At 38.1% G+C, this 19,146-nt stretch carries 17 protein-coding genes; 4 read left to right on the forward strand and 13 right to left on the reverse strand.

Annotated features, from left to right (window positions below; all coding sequences use genetic code 11):
• Positions 1 to 22: 22 nt before the first annotated feature.
• The 3 genes from FJR38_RS17650 to FJR38_RS17660 form a co-directional block, all read right to left on the reverse strand.
• On the reverse strand, positions 23 to 1,006 hold the full coding sequence (locus FJR38_RS17650; RefSeq protein ID WP_168538485.1) for a DnaJ C-terminal domain-containing protein: 984 nt from the start codon (positions 1,004 to 1,006) through the stop codon (positions 23 to 25).
• Between the two features lie 210 nt (positions 1,007 to 1,216).
• Complete coding sequence (locus FJR38_RS17655) at positions 1,217 to 1,726, reverse strand: AAA family ATPase (RefSeq protein WP_168491466.1); 510 nt, start codon at positions 1,724 to 1,726, stop codon at positions 1,217 to 1,219.
• Positions 1,727 to 1,821: 95 nt separating this feature from the next.
• Positions 1,822 to 3,111, reverse strand: a complete 1,290-nt coding sequence (locus FJR38_RS17660) for a glucose-1-phosphate adenylyltransferase (protein WP_168491468.1) — start codon at positions 3,109 to 3,111, stop codon at positions 1,822 to 1,824.
• A gap of 306 nt (positions 3,112 to 3,417) precedes the next feature.
• On the opposite strand from FJR38_RS17660, the gene FJR38_RS17665 reads away from it, so the two are divergent.
• On the forward strand, positions 3,418 to 4,863 hold the full coding sequence (locus tag FJR38_RS17665; RefSeq protein ID WP_168538487.1) for a glycoside hydrolase family 13 protein: 1,446 nt from the start codon (positions 3,418 to 3,420) through the stop codon (positions 4,861 to 4,863).
• A 134-nt stretch (positions 4,864 to 4,997) separates the two neighbouring features.
• Here FJR38_RS17665 and FJR38_RS17670 read toward each other — a convergent pair whose 3' ends face one another.
• The 9 genes from FJR38_RS17670 to FJR38_RS17710 form a co-directional block, all read right to left on the reverse strand.
• On the reverse strand, positions 4,998 to 5,498 hold the full coding sequence (locus FJR38_RS17670) for a DUF2085 domain-containing protein (RefSeq protein ID WP_168538489.1): 501 nt from the start codon (positions 5,496 to 5,498) through the stop codon (positions 4,998 to 5,000).
• A gap of 91 nt (positions 5,499 to 5,589) precedes the next feature.
• Positions 5,590 to 6,135, reverse strand: a complete 546-nt coding sequence (locus FJR38_RS17675) for a hypothetical protein (RefSeq protein ID WP_168538491.1) — start codon at positions 6,133 to 6,135, stop codon at positions 5,590 to 5,592.
• Between the two features lie 7 nt (positions 6,136 to 6,142).
• Positions 6,143 to 7,351: an XRE family transcriptional regulator gene (locus tag FJR38_RS17680; RefSeq protein WP_168538496.1), complete on the reverse strand. Its 1,209-nt coding sequence runs from the start codon at positions 7,349 to 7,351 to the stop codon at positions 6,143 to 6,145.
• Positions 7,352 to 7,362: 11 nt separating this feature from the next.
• Positions 7,363 to 8,799: a 7-cyano-7-deazaguanine synthase gene (locus FJR38_RS17685; protein WP_168538498.1), complete on the reverse strand. Its 1,437-nt coding sequence runs from the start codon at positions 8,797 to 8,799 to the stop codon at positions 7,363 to 7,365.
• Positions 8,796 to 9,422 (reverse strand): hypothetical protein, encoded by a 627-nt coding sequence (locus FJR38_RS17690; protein WP_168538500.1) that lies wholly within the window; start codon positions 9,420 to 9,422, stop codon positions 8,796 to 8,798. Before FJR38_RS17690 ends, FJR38_RS17685 begins: the two co-directional genes overlap by 4 nt.
• 249 nt (positions 9,423 to 9,671) lie before the next feature.
• The gene (locus tag FJR38_RS17695) at positions 9,672 to 10,658 is read right to left on the reverse strand and encodes a hypothetical protein (protein WP_168538502.1); all 987 of its coding nucleotides are present in this window, start codon (positions 10,656 to 10,658) and stop codon (positions 9,672 to 9,674) included.
• A 16-nt stretch (positions 10,659 to 10,674) separates the two neighbouring features.
• Entirely contained in the window at positions 10,675 to 11,856 is a 1,182-nt protein-coding gene (purT, locus tag FJR38_RS17700; protein ID WP_168538504.1) for a formate-dependent phosphoribosylglycinamide formyltransferase, read from the reverse strand.
• 312 nt (positions 11,857 to 12,168) lie between these two features.
• Positions 12,169 to 13,983, reverse strand: a complete 1,815-nt coding sequence (locus FJR38_RS17705; RefSeq protein ID WP_168538505.1) for an ABC transporter permease — start codon at positions 13,981 to 13,983, stop codon at positions 12,169 to 12,171.
• Between the two features lie 92 nt (positions 13,984 to 14,075).
• Positions 14,076 to 15,026 (reverse strand): ABC transporter ATP-binding protein, encoded by a 951-nt coding sequence (locus FJR38_RS17710; protein ID WP_168491663.1) that lies wholly within the window; start codon positions 15,024 to 15,026, stop codon positions 14,076 to 14,078.
• Positions 15,027 to 15,276: 250 nt separating this feature from the next.
• On the opposite strand from FJR38_RS17710, the gene FJR38_RS17715 reads away from it, so the two are divergent.
• The 3 genes from FJR38_RS17715 (at position 15,277) to FJR38_RS17725 (ending at position 17,146) form a co-directional block, all read left to right on the forward strand.
• Positions 15,277 to 15,798 (forward strand): photosystem I assembly protein Ycf3, encoded by a 522-nt coding sequence (locus tag FJR38_RS17715; protein ID WP_168491480.1) that lies wholly within the window; start codon positions 15,277 to 15,279, stop codon positions 15,796 to 15,798.
• Between the two features lie 80 nt (positions 15,799 to 15,878).
• Positions 15,879 to 16,169, forward strand: a complete 291-nt coding sequence (gene gatC / locus FJR38_RS17720) for an Asp-tRNA(Asn)/Glu-tRNA(Gln) amidotransferase subunit GatC (protein ID WP_168491482.1) — start codon at positions 15,879 to 15,881, stop codon at positions 16,167 to 16,169.
• A gap of 482 nt (positions 16,170 to 16,651) precedes the next feature.
• Positions 16,652 to 17,146, forward strand: a complete 495-nt coding sequence (locus tag FJR38_RS17725; RefSeq protein ID WP_168538506.1) for a GNAT family N-acetyltransferase — start codon at positions 16,652 to 16,654, stop codon at positions 17,144 to 17,146.
• Positions 17,147 to 17,653: 507 nt separating this feature from the next.
• On the opposite strand, the gene FJR38_RS17730 is transcribed toward FJR38_RS17725, so the two are convergent.
• On the reverse strand, positions 17,654 to 19,146 hold a 1,493-nt coding region (locus tag FJR38_RS17730; protein ID WP_168538507.1), incomplete at its 5' end, for a DUF4114 domain-containing protein.

Here is a 19,146-nt window from a genome sequence, read left to right on the forward strand (position 1 = left end):
ACGTCTCCACAGAGTTTTGCTATTACAACTTAACTTGCTCCAAATGACTGCGGGGGTTGTAGGTACGAATAGCCCGGATTTTTTCATAATACTCTCTCTCTTGAGGGCTGAGGTCTTTCGGAGGTGCGATCGCTACTTTCACAAATTGATCACCACGTCCACCCTTAGCTATAGGCCAACCTTTACCACGCAACCGCAGAGATTGACCGGAACGGACTCCCGCAGGTAACTTGACATTAACATGACCGTCAGGCGTGGGAACATCAATAGCTGCACCTAACGTCGCTTCATCAGGAGTAATTAACACTTCACAAACGAGATTATCACCTTCAATTTGGAAAAAAGAATGGGGTTGTAATTCCACCTTTAAATATAAATCTCCCCGTTGTTGACTCATGGGGTTAATTTGCCCTTTTCCTTTCACTCGTAAGCGAGTTCCAGCTTTAGCACCAGCAGGAATACGCACATCAATCGTTTCAGTTCCTAAACTAAACCGTTTTTGCACACCAGAAAAAGCTTCTGCCAATGTTAAAGTAATGATAGCTTCTGTATCTTGTGTTCCACCAGCATCTTGAAAGCCAAAATCATTAAAACCGCCAAAACCGCTACTTGGTCTACCAGTGGAAGTACGATAAGAATAACTTTGTCGTCCACTGCGTGGTCCTGCACCACCAAATAATTCAGTTAAGAAGTCATTAAAACTGCCGTATTGACCGAAGTCAACGCCACCCATATCCGCACCAACACCACCGGAGGGGAAACCTTGACCAGCTTGTTTCCAATATTGACCAAATTGATCGTACTTTTTCCGTTTATCTGGGTCAAATAAAACCTCATAGGCTTCATTAACTTCTTTAAACTTGGCTTCAGCCTGTTTGTTATTGGGGTTAACATCAGGATGATATTTGCGGGCTAGTTTGCGAAAAGCTTGTTTGATTTCTTCTGAAGTGGCAGTTTTACTAATTCCTAAAATTGCATAATAGTCTTTAAAGTCGGTTGCAGCCATCTACCAGCCTCCTGTAGAAATTTAAGTTATGTTTTTTTCTAAGATATAGCGTTTATCAGTGGGATGAAAACATACAGTGATCATAAAAATCTGATCCCCTTATGATTTTCATTCCTGTGACCCGTTCCCTGCTATATGAGATTTACTGTCTACTTGGTCTAATGCCAGGCATAAAGATTCTAATTCTAAACTAACAAACAATCCTCAACATCAAGTGGGGTTTTTGCTGAATGTACCAGCGCAATTCCCGTACTGTTCCTCTGGTGAGTAGAAAATCAGGTCATTTATCCCTTCTTCTAGGCTGGGGGGAGCATCCCGGAGTTGGCGGGACATTCGGAAAATTATGTCCTCTGGAACTTGGCGAATCCGTCTTTGATTCCGTGCTAAACATAACCAGATTGGAGTTCTCACCCAAACCGCTGTAATCTGACTAAAGCCACAATCACGGGCTAGGTTAATCACTTCCCGGCGATTTCTTCTTTGGGCGTTGGTAGCATCGAAAATCACTCCTTGATCTGCGGTTATGGCTTGTTGAAATTGTCGTTCCAGTTCCTGCCAAATCAGCAGCCAAGACCCTTGAATTGCTTCTGAACCAAAAAGCTGCCCCCGGATGGCATCTGTGGCAATTAGTTGCATCTGGGGGCATTCTGTTAACAATTGTTTTGCTAAAGTTGATTTACCGCTACCAGGAAGACCAATCAGCAAAATTAATTTAGTCATTGGTTATTGGTCAGTGGTCAGTGGTCAGTGGTCAGTGGTCAGTAGTCAGTGGTATTGAAACAACGAACAACTGACAACGAACAACTGACAACTGATTAAATGATTGTACCGTCAGCAATGACAGCATTTTTGAGAACAACAACAATGCCGCTACGAATGTAGAAGCCTTGACTTTCTCTTTCTGCTTCTTGGATGTTGTCTTTATTGATAATTTTTACATCGTGACCGATGCGGGCATTTTTATCAACGATCGCACGACGAATAATGGTGTCTGTACCAATACCGACGGGGATATCATTCTCTTCTAAACTACATTGCCGTTCAACAGATGGTTGATAATAGTCAGCACCCATCAGCAGAGATTCTTCAATCACACATCCAGATTCTATCCGCGATCGCACTCCCAAAACTGAATGTTGAATGCGGCAATCTTTTAAAATACAACCGTCGCCAATCATGGATTCTGTGATTTGGCAATTCAGCAGTTTCGAGGGTGGTAAATAACGAGCGCGAGTATAAATTGGTGCTGCTTCATCGTAGAAGCTAAAGGGAGGGAGGGGTTGCTTAGTCAGGGCTAAATTGGCTTCATAAAAAGATTCAATTGTCCCAATGTCTTCCCAGTAGTCATCAAACAAGAAGGCTTGAACGTTGTGATCCTTGGCTGCATCAGGAATAATTTCTTTGCCGAAATCAGTCCGTTCTAAAGATTCTTTCAACAACTTAATCAAAACATCTTTTTTAAAGACATAAATCCCCATGGAGGCGATATATGGCTGTAATTCGGCTTGTTCTTTTGTCAATCCCAAAATGGTAGTATCAACACGCATTTTTGCTAGATCATCACCTTTGGGTTTTTCGCTAAAATCAATCACCCTACCCGATTCATTGATTTTCATCAAGCCAAAATCCGAAGCCCGGCGATCGTCAATGGGAATTACAGAAAGTGTAATATCAGCATTTGTGTCTCTGTGACGCTGGATAAACTGACGGTAATCCATGCGGTACAGGTGATCACCTGAGAGAATCAAAAATTCGTCTACATCCCAATCTTGTAACATCCAGATATACTGACGCACAGCATCAGCCGTACCTTGAAACCAGTTGGGGTTTTCTGGGGTTTGTTGTGCTGCTAACACTTCCACAAACCCATCACTAAACCCACTGAAGTTGTAAGCACGAGCGATGTGACGATTCAGAGAGGCTGAGTTAAATTGAGTAAGGACGTAGATTTTGAATATTTCTGAATTGATGCAGTTGCTAACAGGGATATCTATCAAGCGATACTTCCCAGCCACTGGTACTGCTGGTTTGGCGCGGAGTTTGGTTAACGGATAAAGCCGAGTACCCGCACCCCCACCCAGAATAATTGCTAAAACTTTTTTCACAGAATTTCTCCCGACTGCCTTTCAACTCTCATCTACAGTTTAGGACTGTATGTAGCAGCTGATAAGGGGGGATCAAAGAATCTTGAGGAAGAATTTTATTATCGAAAGTTTTGTGCTTAATAGCACTAGTAAATCAGCAGTATTTGTAGAACATTTGTATTATGTTCTCGACCAAATAAAAATGCGTCTCTAAATAGACATCTAGTGAGAAAATTAAAGACATTATCAAAAACGTCTCTAAAATCCCCTTAATTCGTCATATTTGGGCATAAGCTAACCTTCTCAAAATTAATCAAAATTAAAATTATGCAAATTCAAACACCAGATTGGGTTAAACACGCAGTTTTTTATCAAATATTTCCCGACAGATTTGCTAGAAGTCAACACTCCCGTCAGAGTTTTTTAAATAATACCAATTTGGAAGCGTGGGATAGTCCACCTACACACCAAGGTTATAAAGGTGGTGATTTGTGGGGTGTTTTAGAAAAATTAGACTATATCCAAAGTTTAGGAGTTACGGCTATTTACTTTACACCAATCTTCCAATCTGCTAGTAATCATCGTTATCATACCCATGATTATTATCAAGTAGATCCAATCTTAGGCGGTAATCAGGCTTTTCGAGAATTATTAGATGCAGCCCACGCCAGAAATATGAAAATAGTTCTAGATGGAGTATTTAATCATTCTAGTCGGGGCTTTTTCTTCTTTCATGACGTTTTAGAAAATGGATCTAATTCCCCTTGGGTAGATTGGTTTAAAATTGAAGGTTGGCCACTTTCACCTTATGACGATAAATTACCTCCTAATTATGGTGCATGGGCTGGTGTCCGATCTTTACCAATTTTTAATCATGATAATCCAGATGTCCAAGAATATCTGATGGAAATTGCTGAATATTGGATTAAATTTGGGATTGATGGTTGGCGTTTAGATGTGCCTTTTGATATTAAAACTCCTGGTTTTTGGCAGGAATTTCGCCAAAGAGTTAAAGCCATTAATTCAGATGCTTATATTGTGGGTGAGGTGTGGTCAGATGCCCGTCAATGGCTCGATGGCACACAATTTGATGGGGTGATGAATTATTTATTTAATGAGGCCACAATTGCCTTTGCAGTAGGCGATCGCGTCGTCTTAAAGCACGTACAATGTCGAGATTATTATCCCTATCCAGCTATAGATGCGGCTGGATATGCTGCTAAAATTGAAGCCCTTTTAGCACTTTATCCTTGGGAAATTCAACTTACTCAATTAAATTTACTCGGTAGTCACGATACATCTAGAATCATTACTATTGCTGATAGTGATCAATCTAGTGTAGAACTATGTGTATTATTACTATTGACTTTTCCCGGACCACCAAGCATTTATTATGGTGATGAAGTTGGTTTAGCTGGTGAAATAGATCCAGATTGTCGGCGAGTTTTTCCCACACAATCTGACTGGAATCAAGCAATCCTCAATACTCATAAACAATTAATTTCTTTGCGTCACAATTACCCAGCTTTGCGAATTGGTAATTATCAAGTTCTTTATGCTAAAGCCACAGTTTATGTATTTGCAAGAACTTTGGAAAATGAAGAATTAATTATTGCTGTGAATGCAGGAAATGAACTAATGTCAGTAAATGTAGATTGTAGACTTTTACAAAATCAACCTGATCAAATTCTATTTGGTAATGGAGAAATTGCTTGGAATAGTAACAATCTTGGTTTAACTATTCCTCCCCAAACTGGGTTGATTTTGGGCTAATATCAATAACTGTTAAGCGAGGATATTTTGCAGAACGTAATACAAAAAAGAAAAGTCCAATTTTGTCTACGTTTACTTAATTAACGGTTTGGGGAAATTGATGTTTGGTGTTGGGTTTTTTAACCCAACCGACTTTATAACTTGCGGAAATGCAAAATCGGCATAGTAAATAAACCCCAAGCCAAACCAGTAATCAACCCAAAAGGAGTAACAATATAATTATTAAAATCCCATAAACCGAAAACTTGCGCTGCTAATTCCAACGGATAAGCCATCATCAATACACTAGCAAAAGCCACACCAGTCCAACCATATTGATTTAACCAAAAAATACCTTTTCCATCAGTTAAACCATATAAAATCCGAGTAACCAACAAACCCGTTACTGTTCCATAGCAGCGCATACACACCGCCATAATAAAAGGTGGTGCTAACTCTAAACCCATAGTAGGCTGTGGACAGACATGATTACCCATAAAGTAAATAATGTCCGCAATACCCGGAAGCACAAACACACCAGACGCAGCCAAAAAAGGAGCAATAGGGGGACCAAACACCATCCCAGCTAACAGGAAATCAGCAAAAAAACTCACCCAATTAACCTGTAAACTCCTTGACAAAACCACCCTTTGCATCTTCTTACCTTTGTGTGAAATATTTCTTAATATATTATATCTTGATCAATATCCAGATAAATCCCATGAACAGTAAAAATAGAGAAATAAATTAAGACGCATTGATCCACCACTTTCGTAGAGGATCATTTTTTGGGGGTTCATAACGTCCTTTTATCCTAATGATCTGAAGTACATCACGGAGTGTTAACAAATCAATATTTGCCACATCTGACCAATGTTTGATGATATCTGAAGTTGATAAAATCTGAAGATTGGGATCTTCCTTTTGAATAAATGAAATTGCTCGTTTATCATCAGTTGCTACTGTCCATTTGCGATGAACGGCGATCGCCAAAGTTGCTGACTCACCATCATCAAGAATAGCCGCATAGTTTACAAAAGATTCTTCCTCTGCTTCTGATTCAAAATCTACAATTTTTAATAAGCCTTGTTGAATAGCTTCTTGAAAATCTAATACAGCATCATTGTTTTCTTCTTGAAATCGTTGGAGTGTGTTTAATTCGCGTTCTTGTACAACTGTAGTCACGACAATTTCAGCAGGAAGAGATTTCAAAATTGCCAGAAATTGACCTGAAGCACAAAGGTTGAGAACACAACAAGCATCAAGCAAAATATGGGAGTGAGTAATTTGCATATTTTCCTCACTTCCCAGTAGTTTGGATTTGACGCAAATCAAAATCCGTATCTTCTTCCATCATTCCGCTTGAATATTCTCGTAAAGCTTCAGCTATGCGACGAGCTTCTAAACGATCAACATGGAGAAATTCAGCAAAACGCCCTTCTGTAATTAAACCTTGATCTAGTGCTTCAATTGCTAAGTGTTGATAGTGCAGTGGTATCATATCAACTCTTTGGGGAATTTGTTCTAAACCTAATTCTTCTTGTACCTTTCTGACTTTTAAACCTCTATCTCGCAATTTATCCCAAGTTCCTGAAGGTAGAAGTTCCATTTCTTCTAACCGATAAACCAGGGCTTCTACGGACACACCATAGTAATGAGCTAGTGTAAATAAATTAGTTGGCGTGAATTTGCCGTGTGTACGGTACATATCATTAAACCGCTTCAACAATCCACTGGTAGGCATGAGGAAATATTTGGGGAAAGTTTCTGCTAATTGCTCACTTTCAGGAAATCGTTGATATTGACCATCAAAATGAAACTCTGGTTTTTGGCGATGCGCTAAAAAGTGCAGATATCCATGTGCCATTGACCAGCGCCTACGTTCTTCTGGATGATTGGCATTGATAGCCATACAACCGCCAACTTGCTCATTATAGCTATACACTTCTGAGTATTTTTGTGGCATCTGCAAATAGAAGATCCGTAAACCCACATCTTGCTCTAGGATGTCCCGCAGTTGGGAAATAGGAGCATCACCTAAACCCAGCCTTTGACGTTCTGCTACTGCTATACTCTCCGCAGCAGATTTGATGGGCATATCAGTTACTTGATACTCAAGAGGATAGTTTCGCGGTATTGGCGCATCCATTATCTTCTCAAGTTCTAGGTAATTTTGACATAATTCCTCTAAATGCAGGATAAATGGCTCAATTTCTGCCTGTTGTTCTTGACTGCGTTGATAAACTGCGCGAAACTGCACTTCAAAAGGTTGGACTATTGGGCGTTGGCGAACAAATTCACTTACAGAACGTCCGTAAGCACGAGCAAGTTTAATCAGTTCATTGGCTTTGAGACGGCGTTCTCCTTTCTCAATTGCAATCATGGTGGTGCGTGCAGCATCAATGATCTTGGCGGCATCCGCTTGAGTCATGTTGCATTTTTTACGGGCTTGTTGGAGGAGTTCTCCTAATGTCCGCAGGTCAATGTGATCCAGGATGTTGGTAGTCATGATGGTTTTCCTCAACTTTGTTGAGATGAGACTACATATTTACTAGATGCCTTCTGATCGCTTAATAATCCGTTTGCAATCTGTGATTCCACAGCATTCCACTCAGAAACATAATTTTGATAGAGTTGAATTAAAAGACTTCGCATATTAGCAGGTAATAAATTTTCTGCCATAGCAGTTCGATCAACTATGTCATCAAGTATTGGAAACTTTTTAGTTAGAGTAATCCAAGGTTCATCTGATGAAGCAAACAAAGAGTCAAGGGTACGAACCTGTGCTTGCATATTCAGGAAGCATAAACTCGGATCTTTGACTGGAGGCTTTCCATGTAAGACTACATAGCAAGTTCTATCTTTTATAGTAGAGGCTGCAAGTGATTGTCGCCTCAAAAGACAAGAGGAGCAGTAACCACATTGAACTGGCTTTTGGCGATGTGGACTGTCACAGGACATTGTTAAAGATGGTAAATCGTCTCTTCCATTTTTTGCCAATGCTTTGCACATTTCGGCTTTAGTCCAAAAAAGAAAGGGGTTTTTAACCTGGAACTCTTCTCCTACAAGCTCGGAAACAACCTCACTCACCATTAGTAAAGTTATGGGATGAACAGAACGAGAGTGATCCAATCCTACAGCCGATTCACGATATGGAAGGTTGATTGCACCGATTCCGTTTTCATACAGATAAAGAACCTTTTCCCCCATAAGGTATGCACACGCAGAACCAAGAAGAGTGAATACAACACCTCGCGCACGGGAAAGCTTGTTTTTTGGCTGCTCACTACTATCATCAAATCGGATTGGGAGGCGGAAAAGATAGCAGCGACCGGGAAAGATAGATTGAATGTTCTTATATACTCTTTCCTGGCGGGCATATACACTATTGTTGCTCCCAGTTCCAAATAAGATAAACTGTTTTTCCGGATACATCAGAAGCCGAGTGTATAAACCAGCCAGGGCATCTAATCCACCACTCCACAAGGTCACTTCACATCCTTGGGGTGCTAAAGGAAGAGATTGATGTTCAACAAGGCGTTCTGGTGCAATCCGTTTTTGAAAGTCGAAAACCCATTCGCTATCAGTTGTCCATCTAAGCAGGTCATCTAGTTTTGCGCGAAATGGTTCACTACTAAACAATTCTGGATGACGTAATGGCAGTATCACATAAAATCGGCGTTGCTTCTTTGTAAGACTTTGAGGAGCAAGACGATCTGAAGTATATATGGCAACAGCAAGGTCAATAAGATCGGCAACAATAGCAGGAAACTCTGCCTTAACACGATATTTGAACTCTGTATCATCTACATTAATGCCAAGAGTTAGCTTTTTATCCTGAGAGTGATCAAAAAACTGCACAGAACCATTACTATTTAATACAGGTTGAAAGTTTAAAGTGTAATCGCTGTGATCACTTTCATTAGATTTTTTCTGAAGTGAAGGTCTGTAGTTCATATTACCAGATCCTCCTCCATATCTATTTCTTTTAACTGCGATCGCCGAGTCCGTTTCAGGTTGGCTACATCCTCATCTACATTCGCTTTTTTTGCCCACTTCCTGATCTCGGAAAATATATCGTTTCTTAGTGCCTCTATACGCTCGGTAAAAGTTAAATTGTCATCTTTGGCGTTGTGATTGGTAATGAGTGGAATTCGTCCCTCAAATTCTGATACATACACCTTCTGCATATATCTTTCTATAACTGTTTCTGAAATAGTGTTGATATCAAATTGCTGACCATAACGCAAATCATTGAAAATACTCTTTCCAGCATCATTGACCAGTGACTTAGTTCGATTTGGTATATTGGCTTGTTGTGCTAATCTATCAAGTTTTTTACTTAAATCAGCCCAATCTATGGATTGATTATTAGCAGCATCTTTAATCACTTGGGCTAAAAGTTCCCCCATACCCTTAGCTATCACAATAGCAGCAGCACCTTTTTTTTTGAGATCCTTGAGAAAGGCTTCCATCGTAATCCTGGCTGATTCGTTGCGTTCAAGCTTTCCTTCACACAGTATTCGGTATGGCTTCTGATAAAGTCCTGAAAGCCCGTGAAATATATCCCCATCAGGCATGGTTCGACCTCCAAAAAGAGCCTGCTTATATGATGAGCTTAGAACATTATTTTAACAATGTCAATGTTTAAGACAAAAATTTTTTGTAAATGTCAGAAGTTTAGATGATAGTCCAATATATTACTTGTTAGTATTGTGTATACAAGTTTCAAGGCACGCAAAAACAGACAAAACCCACCGAATTTACAATTAAGTAAAAGGTGGGTTAAAAAACTTGATTTATTCTTAGCAAATGTCATTCGCCATTAATTATTTCGATATTACCGATTCTAAAGCCTGTTTAAAATCATCAAAAGAATTAACTGTTACTGCCAACTTCAACATTTCATCTAAAATAGATAAATTAGAAATTTGAGATAGAGATACAATAATCTCTAAAGAAACCTCACCTAGTCGAGTTTGCAAAACAGTTTTGACACTATTACGAGCATTTTCTAACAAACCAAGTTCTTTACCAATTTCCTTACCAATTTCTTTACCGCGTTCTATTGCCATTTCTTCTGTAGGACTGATAAAAGGCATTTTTATTTCCTCCTCAAAACTATTAATTTTATTCACTAACTTTCGCTGCAATTGCTCAGGTAATGTCATCATTTTATCAATGATTTTAAAGAGGGTAACAATTTGTTCTTTAGTTAAGCCTCTATCATATAGTCCGCGAATTAATGTCCATTTCCATTGCTCCCGTTCTGTTAAATTTCCAGTGGTTGCTTTAGTTTTTAAATGTGCCATTACTATGATAGCAAATGGATTAACACTAGATTCTAATTCCTGCCAGCGAGATTCATAGTCCAGCAGTTTAGCAATGGGAAATTTAAGACTAACTTCACACCCTCCCAGGGAATAACCATAAGCACTGGGTCGCCAATTATTCCTTTCATCACCTAAAACTGCTAGACTAACTACAGGTTTGTGATACAGATCAAAGGAACGATAATTATAAATGTACATTCGTTGCCCAAAATCTACTTCATATTGACTTTGAATTTCCACATGAATTAATATCCAAACTTCTCGTTTGTCAAGTAACCAAACTTTATAAAGTTGGTCAGCAATCCGTTTTTCTGTTTCTGATGAAGCCGTAATCTCCTGTAGTTCTTTATCAAGGGACTGAGGAGTTTGTGTCCAATCAATTAATTGATGGACTTCAGGAAAAAAGAATGTCAAAAAGCTTTCAAAATACTCCGTTAATGCTTCTTTCCAAGATTCATCATAATTGGCAGTTACTTCTTTCATTATTTTACCTTTATTTTTAATTCTCCCCAGTTACTAATTTCACTTGACTAGCTGCTTTTGTCGCCTTTTCTCTAGCTTCTTGAATATCCCCACCTTTGGCTAAAGCTACACCCATGCGACGATAAGGATGAGCAGTAGGTTTACCAAATAACTTAATATCAACATCTTTTGCAGCTAAAGCTTCAGCTACACCAGTAAAAGTAATAGAATCAGATTTTTCTGAAGCTAAAATTACTGCACTTGCGGAAAATCCTAATTGTTCAATGTGGGGAATTGGTAAACCTAAAATTGCTCGCAAATGTAATTCAAATTCATTCAAATTCTGGGAAATTAATGTCACCATTCCTGTATCGTGGGGTCTAGGAGATAGTTCTGAAAAAATAACTTCATCTTTAGTAATGAAAAATTCTACGCCGAAGATTCCCGCACCACCTAAAGCATCAGTAACTTTTTTAGCAATTTCTTGAGATGCTAATATCTTATCTTCAGAAATGGCTGCGGGTTGCCAAGATTCTTGATAATCACCTCTTTCTTGACGGTGGCCAATGGGAGAACAGAAAATTGTGGGGGCGTTCCATTGTTTAATTGTTAATAAGGTAATTTCAATTTCAAAATTAATGAATTCTTCGACAATTACCTTTTGACTATCACCACGAGAATTAGAAATTGCATAATTCCAAGCTTTTTCTACCTCAGTGCTATCATTAACTACAGATTGTCCTTTCCCAGAAGAAGACATGACAGGTTTAACAACATTAGGAAAACCAATTTCTTCGGAAATAGTAATTAATTCTGCTAAGGTGACAGCATAACCATATTTAGCAGTTCTAATTCCTAATTTTTGATGTGCTAATTCTCTAATTCTGTCGCGGTTCATGGTGTAGTTAGTAGCCGCTGCTGTAGGAATAACTGTAATTCCTCGTTGTTCAAATTCTTCTAACTTTTCGGTTCTAATGGCTTCAATTTCGGGAATGATAAAATCGGGCTGATGTTTATTTACCACCGTTTCTAAATCATCAGCACTGAGCATAGAAATAACTTCTGCACAATCTGCAACTTGCATAGCCGGAGCATTAGCATATCTATCAACAGCAATGACATAATTGCCTAAACGTTGAGCAGCAATGACAAATTCTTTTCCTAGTTCTCCTGAACCAAGAAGCATTAATTTCTGGGGTAGTTTTAGCACCTTAATCATGAATTTATGGGAATTATCTCAATGATACGAAAGTTTTAGATCCTCGACTTCTTAGAGAAGTTGAATATTTGATTATTGGCTTGTGCAATAATGTATGATTATATCATCAAGTGTTAAATCAATCGGATTCGCTGAGTAAAAATATGAATAAGCCTCACGCAGAGGCGCAAAGATTAAGAGATATTGAGTTGGGAAATTTTATACTTCAGTAATACCAATAAATCTTTATGTTGGTGTAATAGAAAAAATTAACCGCAGATAAACGCAATGTGTTCGCGGATATCGGCGGTTATAAATTAGAAAATTATTCAGTTATCTTCCTGCTAATAATGCTTTGGTTGCAGATTCTCCTAAGACTTTGATTTTTCGATTTAATTGCCAGTTTAACAAGGCTACAACTGTAAAATCAGCTAAAAGTGCCATGAAGATTGTTGTTGTTCCTGCGTGTTCTATCGCAGCCCAAGGGAAGGTAGAAAATAACCACAAAGCTGGATTTTCTGATGGATTAATATCCGCAACTAAAAGAATAATTGATGGCAGAAACATAGCTACCCCTATAGTCCCAACTGCCCATATATAACGTTTGGGGTTTTTCATGAGTAGCATTAGTTGAGCGATTGTGGCATATATCAGCATTAAACTGAAGGATAAAACCATCGCTAAGAGGACTTTATTTTTGTCAATATTATCATCATAGAAATTGTTAGGAGAGAACAAAATCCAGATGATTATTGGTGTAGTAGCAATTAAAAGATTAATTACTATGGCAACAATTGCCGGGCTTTTTTCACCAAAAACTAAATCTTGTAATAAAGATTTATCTCGATGATTTTGGTGTCTATATCTTGCCCAATCTTGGATAGTTTGACGATGGGGTGAAAGGACAATAGTTAATGCTAGAACTAAGGTAAAATTGAATAAAGCAATCAGGAATATCATCCCTACATCGTATTTATTATCAACTGCGGGTATAGTCAATCCTAAAAACATGACCTGAGTAAAAGCTATAAATAAATAACTTTGTCCTTTACTCAATATTGTACTATCTGCATTCCGAAAGCAGCGTTTCATCGCTTGCCAAATGCCGTAGGAGCAAATTCCGTAATTAACTAATTGAAAGCCAACCAAGGTAATTAAATTTTGTCCTATTGGTAAATAGAAGAATTGGAGCTTTTCTATTGATGAGTCTCTATATGAACGAAACAGATTAGGAAATAGATAATTGGTAATATCCCAAGGACTAAAGAATCTAATCCAAGTTAGGGGATTATTGAATTCTCCATAAGACGATACCATTGTCATTGTCATAAACAAGAACACAAGTACAGCACCACTACCTAACCAAGGTTGAAAGCTGCTAAACCAGCGACTAATTAAACCAAAAATTAGGGCTGCACTGTAGAAGAAAATGCAACTAGCAACTAGAACAGCGTAATAACTGAAAATGTGACTTGAGGCAATTTGAGCAGAATGTCCTGCCCAGAAATGTAGAGGAATTGCGGTGAGAACAAAGAGATAAATTAAACTAGGGACTCCAATGATTTTTCCCGTCAAGAGGCTTGTTTCTGTTTGGGGACTAAGCCGAATAAAGTTCAATGTTCCCCGTTGTTCTTCTTTGGCTAAATCACTAATTAGTAAATAAGTTCCCCCAACTAATAGTGTAAAAACGAAAATTACACTAAATGCTAAAAATGTGTATTCCCAATGATCTCGCCACCACAATTGCCAATCTATTTTATCTAATGGACAAATATTTTTAGATAAATAATGCTGGAGGCTGGATAGCTCATTTTGAACTTGTTGAAGTTGAGCTTGTAACTGGGGGATAATGGTATTATCTGTGAGGGGAATTTGGCGATAACTTTCTATTCTTTGAGTAAGTACATTTTGTTGTTGATAAAGTGCTTGCTCTTGCTTTTCATAACCCGCTCCCAAAGTACAGTAGGTTGCTTTGATATAGTAGTTTTCGTCGGGAAATTCTCGTAGTTGAAAGAGGAAAACTATGAGTTGTAATATTAAAGAAGAACCCATAGCTATCAGGATATTAAAAGGCTTGAATCTGCCTTTAAGTTCTCGGAATAGTTGGGGATTTAATTCTCCCACTCTGTCTATGAAATTGAGTAACATAGTCAATACCTCCAAAAATTGAGAAGTTTTATTTTTGAACAATTTTTAACTTTGTGCAGAAAATAAATCCAAAATCTAAAATCCAAAATTATCTATGATGCTTGTTTGTGACCTAATTTCAGGAAAATAGTTTCTAGGTCTTCTTGGGTACAATGAAACTCTGTTAAAGGAATTCCTGTACTGACAAGCGATCGCAATAAATCAGCAGAATCTTCTGGTTTACCGGAAAAATTGACTCGCACACTATTTTGACTAGGTATTACCTCCCACTCTTCTACTAAAGGATGATTTTTTAGTTCACTCACTAATATATCTATATTGCCCAAAGTGGAGACTAAAATCTGCTGTCGGGAAAGACGCTGATAAAGATGTTTGAGTGAAGAACTTTCCACTAAAAAACCTAGTTCCATAATTCCCACTGACGTACACAATTCCGCTAAGTCACTGAGAACGTGGGAGGAAATTAAAATCGTCATTCCGGCTTCTTGTAAAGCTTTAATAATTTCCCGAAATTGCATCCGCGCAATGGGATCAAGTCCAGAAACGGGTTCATCTAAAAGGAGTAAAATTGGTTCATGAATAATGGTGCGGGCTAAACTTAAACGCTGCTTCATGCCCCGTGAGAGTGTAGAAATCATGCTATGACGTTTATTACCCAGTTGAATGAGTTCTAGAACTTCGTGGAGACGTTGGGTACGGTGTTTTCCTTGCAAGCGATACAACCGCGCAAAATAATCTAAATAATCCCAAACTGTCAAATCTTCATATAGTGGGTAGTCATCGGGTAAATAACCAAGACGACGTTTAAGTTTGAGGTTGCTTTGATCTCGTAAAAGGCGATCGCCGTTAATATAAATCTCACCAGTAGTCGGTTCTTCAGCAGTGGCTAACATCCGAATTAGGGTGGTTTTACCCGCCCCATTAGGACCAATTAATCCGTAAACTTCACCCCTATGGATTTCTAAGTCAACATCATTGACAGCAACGTGCCTTTCAAATTGCTTAGTTAGTCCAGTGGTGCGAATTGCTATTTCTTTTACCATCGCGGCTGGGGTGTGGCTTGTGTGCAATAGTTAACTTAACTTGTTTATACAGTAGTCTTTATCTTTGTTTCGGAAATAGAAACAGAATAATTAAAAATTAAAAAGAATTTGTTTTTTGCATCTTGCCTTTTGCTTAACTCAAACTCCCGCAGATCGGTTAAATTAGCGGTATGCTAGTTGGAAAATACCACTCTCAAATAACTTGCGGCTAAATAGTGTCTGCTTCATTTGAGTAATTATAGAGGCGAATATGCCAAGAACACAGAAAAACGATAACTTTGTTGACAAATCCTTTACCGTGATGGCAGATATCATCCTCAAGATATTGCCAACCAACAAAAAAGCCAAAGAAGCATTTGTTTATTACCGAGATGGGATGTCCGCACAGGCAGAAGGTGAATATGCCGAAGCACTAGATTACTATGTAGAAGCCTTAGAAATGGAAGAAGACTCTAATGATCGGAGTTATATTCTCTATAATATGGGGTTAATTTATGCTAGTAACGGTGATCATAATAAGGCTTTAGAGTATTATCATCAGGCTATTGAGTTAAATCCCCGCTTACCCCAAGCTTTGAATAACATCGCTGTGATTTATCATTTTCAAGGTGAGAGAGCTAAGGAAACTGGGGATAATGACGGTGGTGAAGCATTATTTGATCAAGCAGCGGATTATTGGATTAGAGCAATTCGCATGGCCCCCAATAATTATATTGAAGCCCAAAACTGGCTCAAAACTACTGGGCGATCGCAAATTGACATATTCTTTTAAAAAATTAGTTCAGTTGTCAGTTGTTTAAAATTACCCTGACTACTGACTATTGACTATTAACCACTGACCACAAATAAATTATGATTGATAGTGAACAAGTTCGTAAAGTTGCTAATCTCGCTCGTTTAGAATTGACAGCAGAGGAAGAAACAAAATTTACTACTCAACTAGGTAGTATTCTGGATTATATAGAACAACTAAATCAACTGGATGTTACCAATGTCGCGCCAACAACCAGAGCTATTGATGTTAGCAATGTTACTAGAGAAGATATTCTCCAACCCTATCCTGAAAGGGAAGCAATCCTCAACAGTGCGCCTCAGCAGGAAGGTGATTTTTTCCGAGTTCCCAAAATTCTCAATGCTGATTAGGAAATAACTGGAGAGATAGGGAAGAATTTTTCCTTCTCCCTTTCAACTTCAATACAAAAGAGTAGAGACGCTCCGAGGAACGTCTCTACATCCCCGTAGGGACAGGGGATTAGGGGATTAGGTTTTTGGGTATGAGAATAATATAGCAGATGATTTTTTATTTGCCAAGTATTTGACAACTATTTTCTGCATACTGATGTCAAAAAATATCCGTATTGCTGGAGTAGATTACAAAAATAACTTAATGATCCATTAGTGTTAACTGTAAGTGAAACCTTTTTTCTCAGAAAAAACAACGAAAATCATCTTTATATTTTAACTCAAGTTGCTAGTTATCTACTTAAGACTAGTAATGGGTAATTGATAAATTTCTGTTTTCATCCTGTTAATCCTTTAATCCTGGACATCCTGATTTAGACAGTTTACTTAACTAAAGACTTTTCAAACATCCTCTCAACAGACTAGGAAACCCTATATACAAAATGCAAAAACCAAATATTACAATTAGAAAAGCCACTATAAATGATCATCCAGGAGTGAACAAGTACGCACTCAAACTCGTTCATCAACATCAAAATTTTAATCCTTTAAGATTTGTTGAATTTGAAAATCATCAACAACAGCTTTATGATTTTTTTGCTCAACAAATTGTAAATCCTCAAGCAGTTGTATTGGTTGTAGAAGTAGAAAATGAAATTGTTGGTTACTCCTTTATCCGGTTAGAAGAAAGCAGTTTAGTTGATATTGCCCCAGCAGCAGTATGGCTTCATGATATATACATTGATGAATCAGCGCGGGGACTGGGAGCAGGAAAATTACTATTAAATGCTACAGTAGATGCAGCAAAACAATTAGGTTCAAAAATATTGATCCTCCAAGTTGCAGCCCAAAATCAGTTTGCTAAAAAGTTATTTGAAGATCATGGATTTAATGTGGCAACTTACGAGATGATGATGAATTTAAATCTTCAAGAATGAAAAAGTCTAATTAATTATTAGCCCTGGCGATTATAAATCGCCCAAAAATCATCATATATCATCTTGATCAATAAAAAATCTAACTTCCGAGAGATGAAGATTTAGTCCTGGATTTTTCTTGCCAATGTTCAAGATTTTGTATTAGAAAACACTATTTACTGCGGCCAAAATTTTCACCACTTCTTCCCGTTTGTTCACAAAATCCCAGAATCTTGTAAAGGATTAGGAACGGGAATAAAAATGATGAAACAGCTAAAACAGTCGCAGCCGACACAAACTAATATTCTAATTTATCTGATTGTCCCCTTTGTCTTTCTTGTCCTCCTGATTGTCCTAGTCTTCCTTGCACCTTTAGTCCAAGATTCCCAGGAAGACTAGATTAACAATTCAAATTCCCCTGCATATAGTTTGGGAATTAAGGAAATTAGGGTTTATGAGCGATCGCATTATCGCATTATCAGAGACGTTCCATAGAACGTCTCTATCAGGATTCTAGAACATGATCTTCTAAGCTACAGGAGTCAAATTCACTTTAACAACCATATCATTGAAGTCTTTGTCACCACCACCAAATAGATCCTCAAAACCAAAAGTATTATCACCTAAAATCCGCACATGATCAGCGCCATCTGAATTAGCACCCAAGAAGGTAAAGTAAATATTTGGGTTATTATTAGGATCGCTATCAAGTAGGGCATCGGGTGTACCATTAGCAATCAGAAATGGTACAAAGAGAGAACCACCGTGAAGTGTCGCATTAAAAACTGCTGTTCCACTGTTGTTTACAGTTAAATTAATATCAGGAACACGCCCATTTAGAGCCGCTTGAATATAACCATCTTGTCCAGGGAGAATATCGGCCGTACCATCACCATTAATATCAATCCCACCATTCTCATCTGTGATGCGATAGAAGCCAATAAAATTGTTAAAACTTGCTTCTCGGTTAACAACAAACTCAGCGTTTACTGTACCAGTGATATTCCGCAAATCCAGCGATTCTCCCTGTGGTTTATTTTGCAGATTTGTACCCAGAGATATAGCTTTATCACTTGCCTTAATTGTGACTAGCAAATCCTCAAAACCATTAGGATTACCAGAACCATCTTCCCAAGCTAGGGAGAAACTATCAGATCCCAAATCTGTAATCTTGAGGGTAGAAGGGGCAGGAAACAGGACATTTTCTTTGGCAGTGGTGTTATTGAGTACAGACTCAGTTGAACCACCTTTAACCAAATAGAATCTCAAATTGTCATTAGAATTAAATCCTAATAATCGGCTGAGATTGGTGGGATCAAAGCCAGCAGGAGGATTAGTAAGCGCAGAGAAAATTACCTGACTTCTTAATAAAGCTTTTTCTGCATAACCCGCAGCACCTGGAGCAATACCGTCAATTGTACCAGCCGCATCATCAACGGTAAATACCCCTATTTCATTAATAAAACTAGAACTGCGTCCTGTTAATTTAACGTCTAGAGTAGCGTTGCCATTATTAGCTTTGATATTAAAAACATCATCACTAATCTTTGTCAGAAATTTGTTAGAAGCTGTTCCACCATTACCATTTTCGTTGATATCGTTAATATTGATGGTTAACGCTTTCTCATAAATTAGTCCAGCTGCATCTTGTGTTTTGACTCGGATACTGTAATTGGACTTAGCTTCAAAATCTGGAGAAAAGTTAATTTTGAGTTGATCTCCATCAATGGTGAAAGCACCATTATCATCATCACCCTCACCCTCAACTAAGTGATAAGTGAAAGTATCTCCTGCATCTGGATCAGTAGTAGTCAATACACCAACAACAGAGTTAGCGGCAACATTTTCATCAATACTGGTATTGCTAATTCCTAAATCTGTGGGCGCTGCATTTGTACCTGTTTCGTTGATATCATTGATGGTGATAGTCAACTGTTTCTCATGAATTAGTCCAGCCGCATCTTGTGTCTTGACTCGGATACTGTAATTAGACTTAGTTTCAAAGTCTGGAGAAAAGTTAA

The organism is Anabaena sp. UHCC 0253 (genome assembly GCF_009712085.1).
In the GTDB taxonomy this organism is placed as follows: domain Bacteria; phylum Cyanobacteriota; class Cyanobacteriia; order Cyanobacteriales; family Nostocaceae; genus Dolichospermum.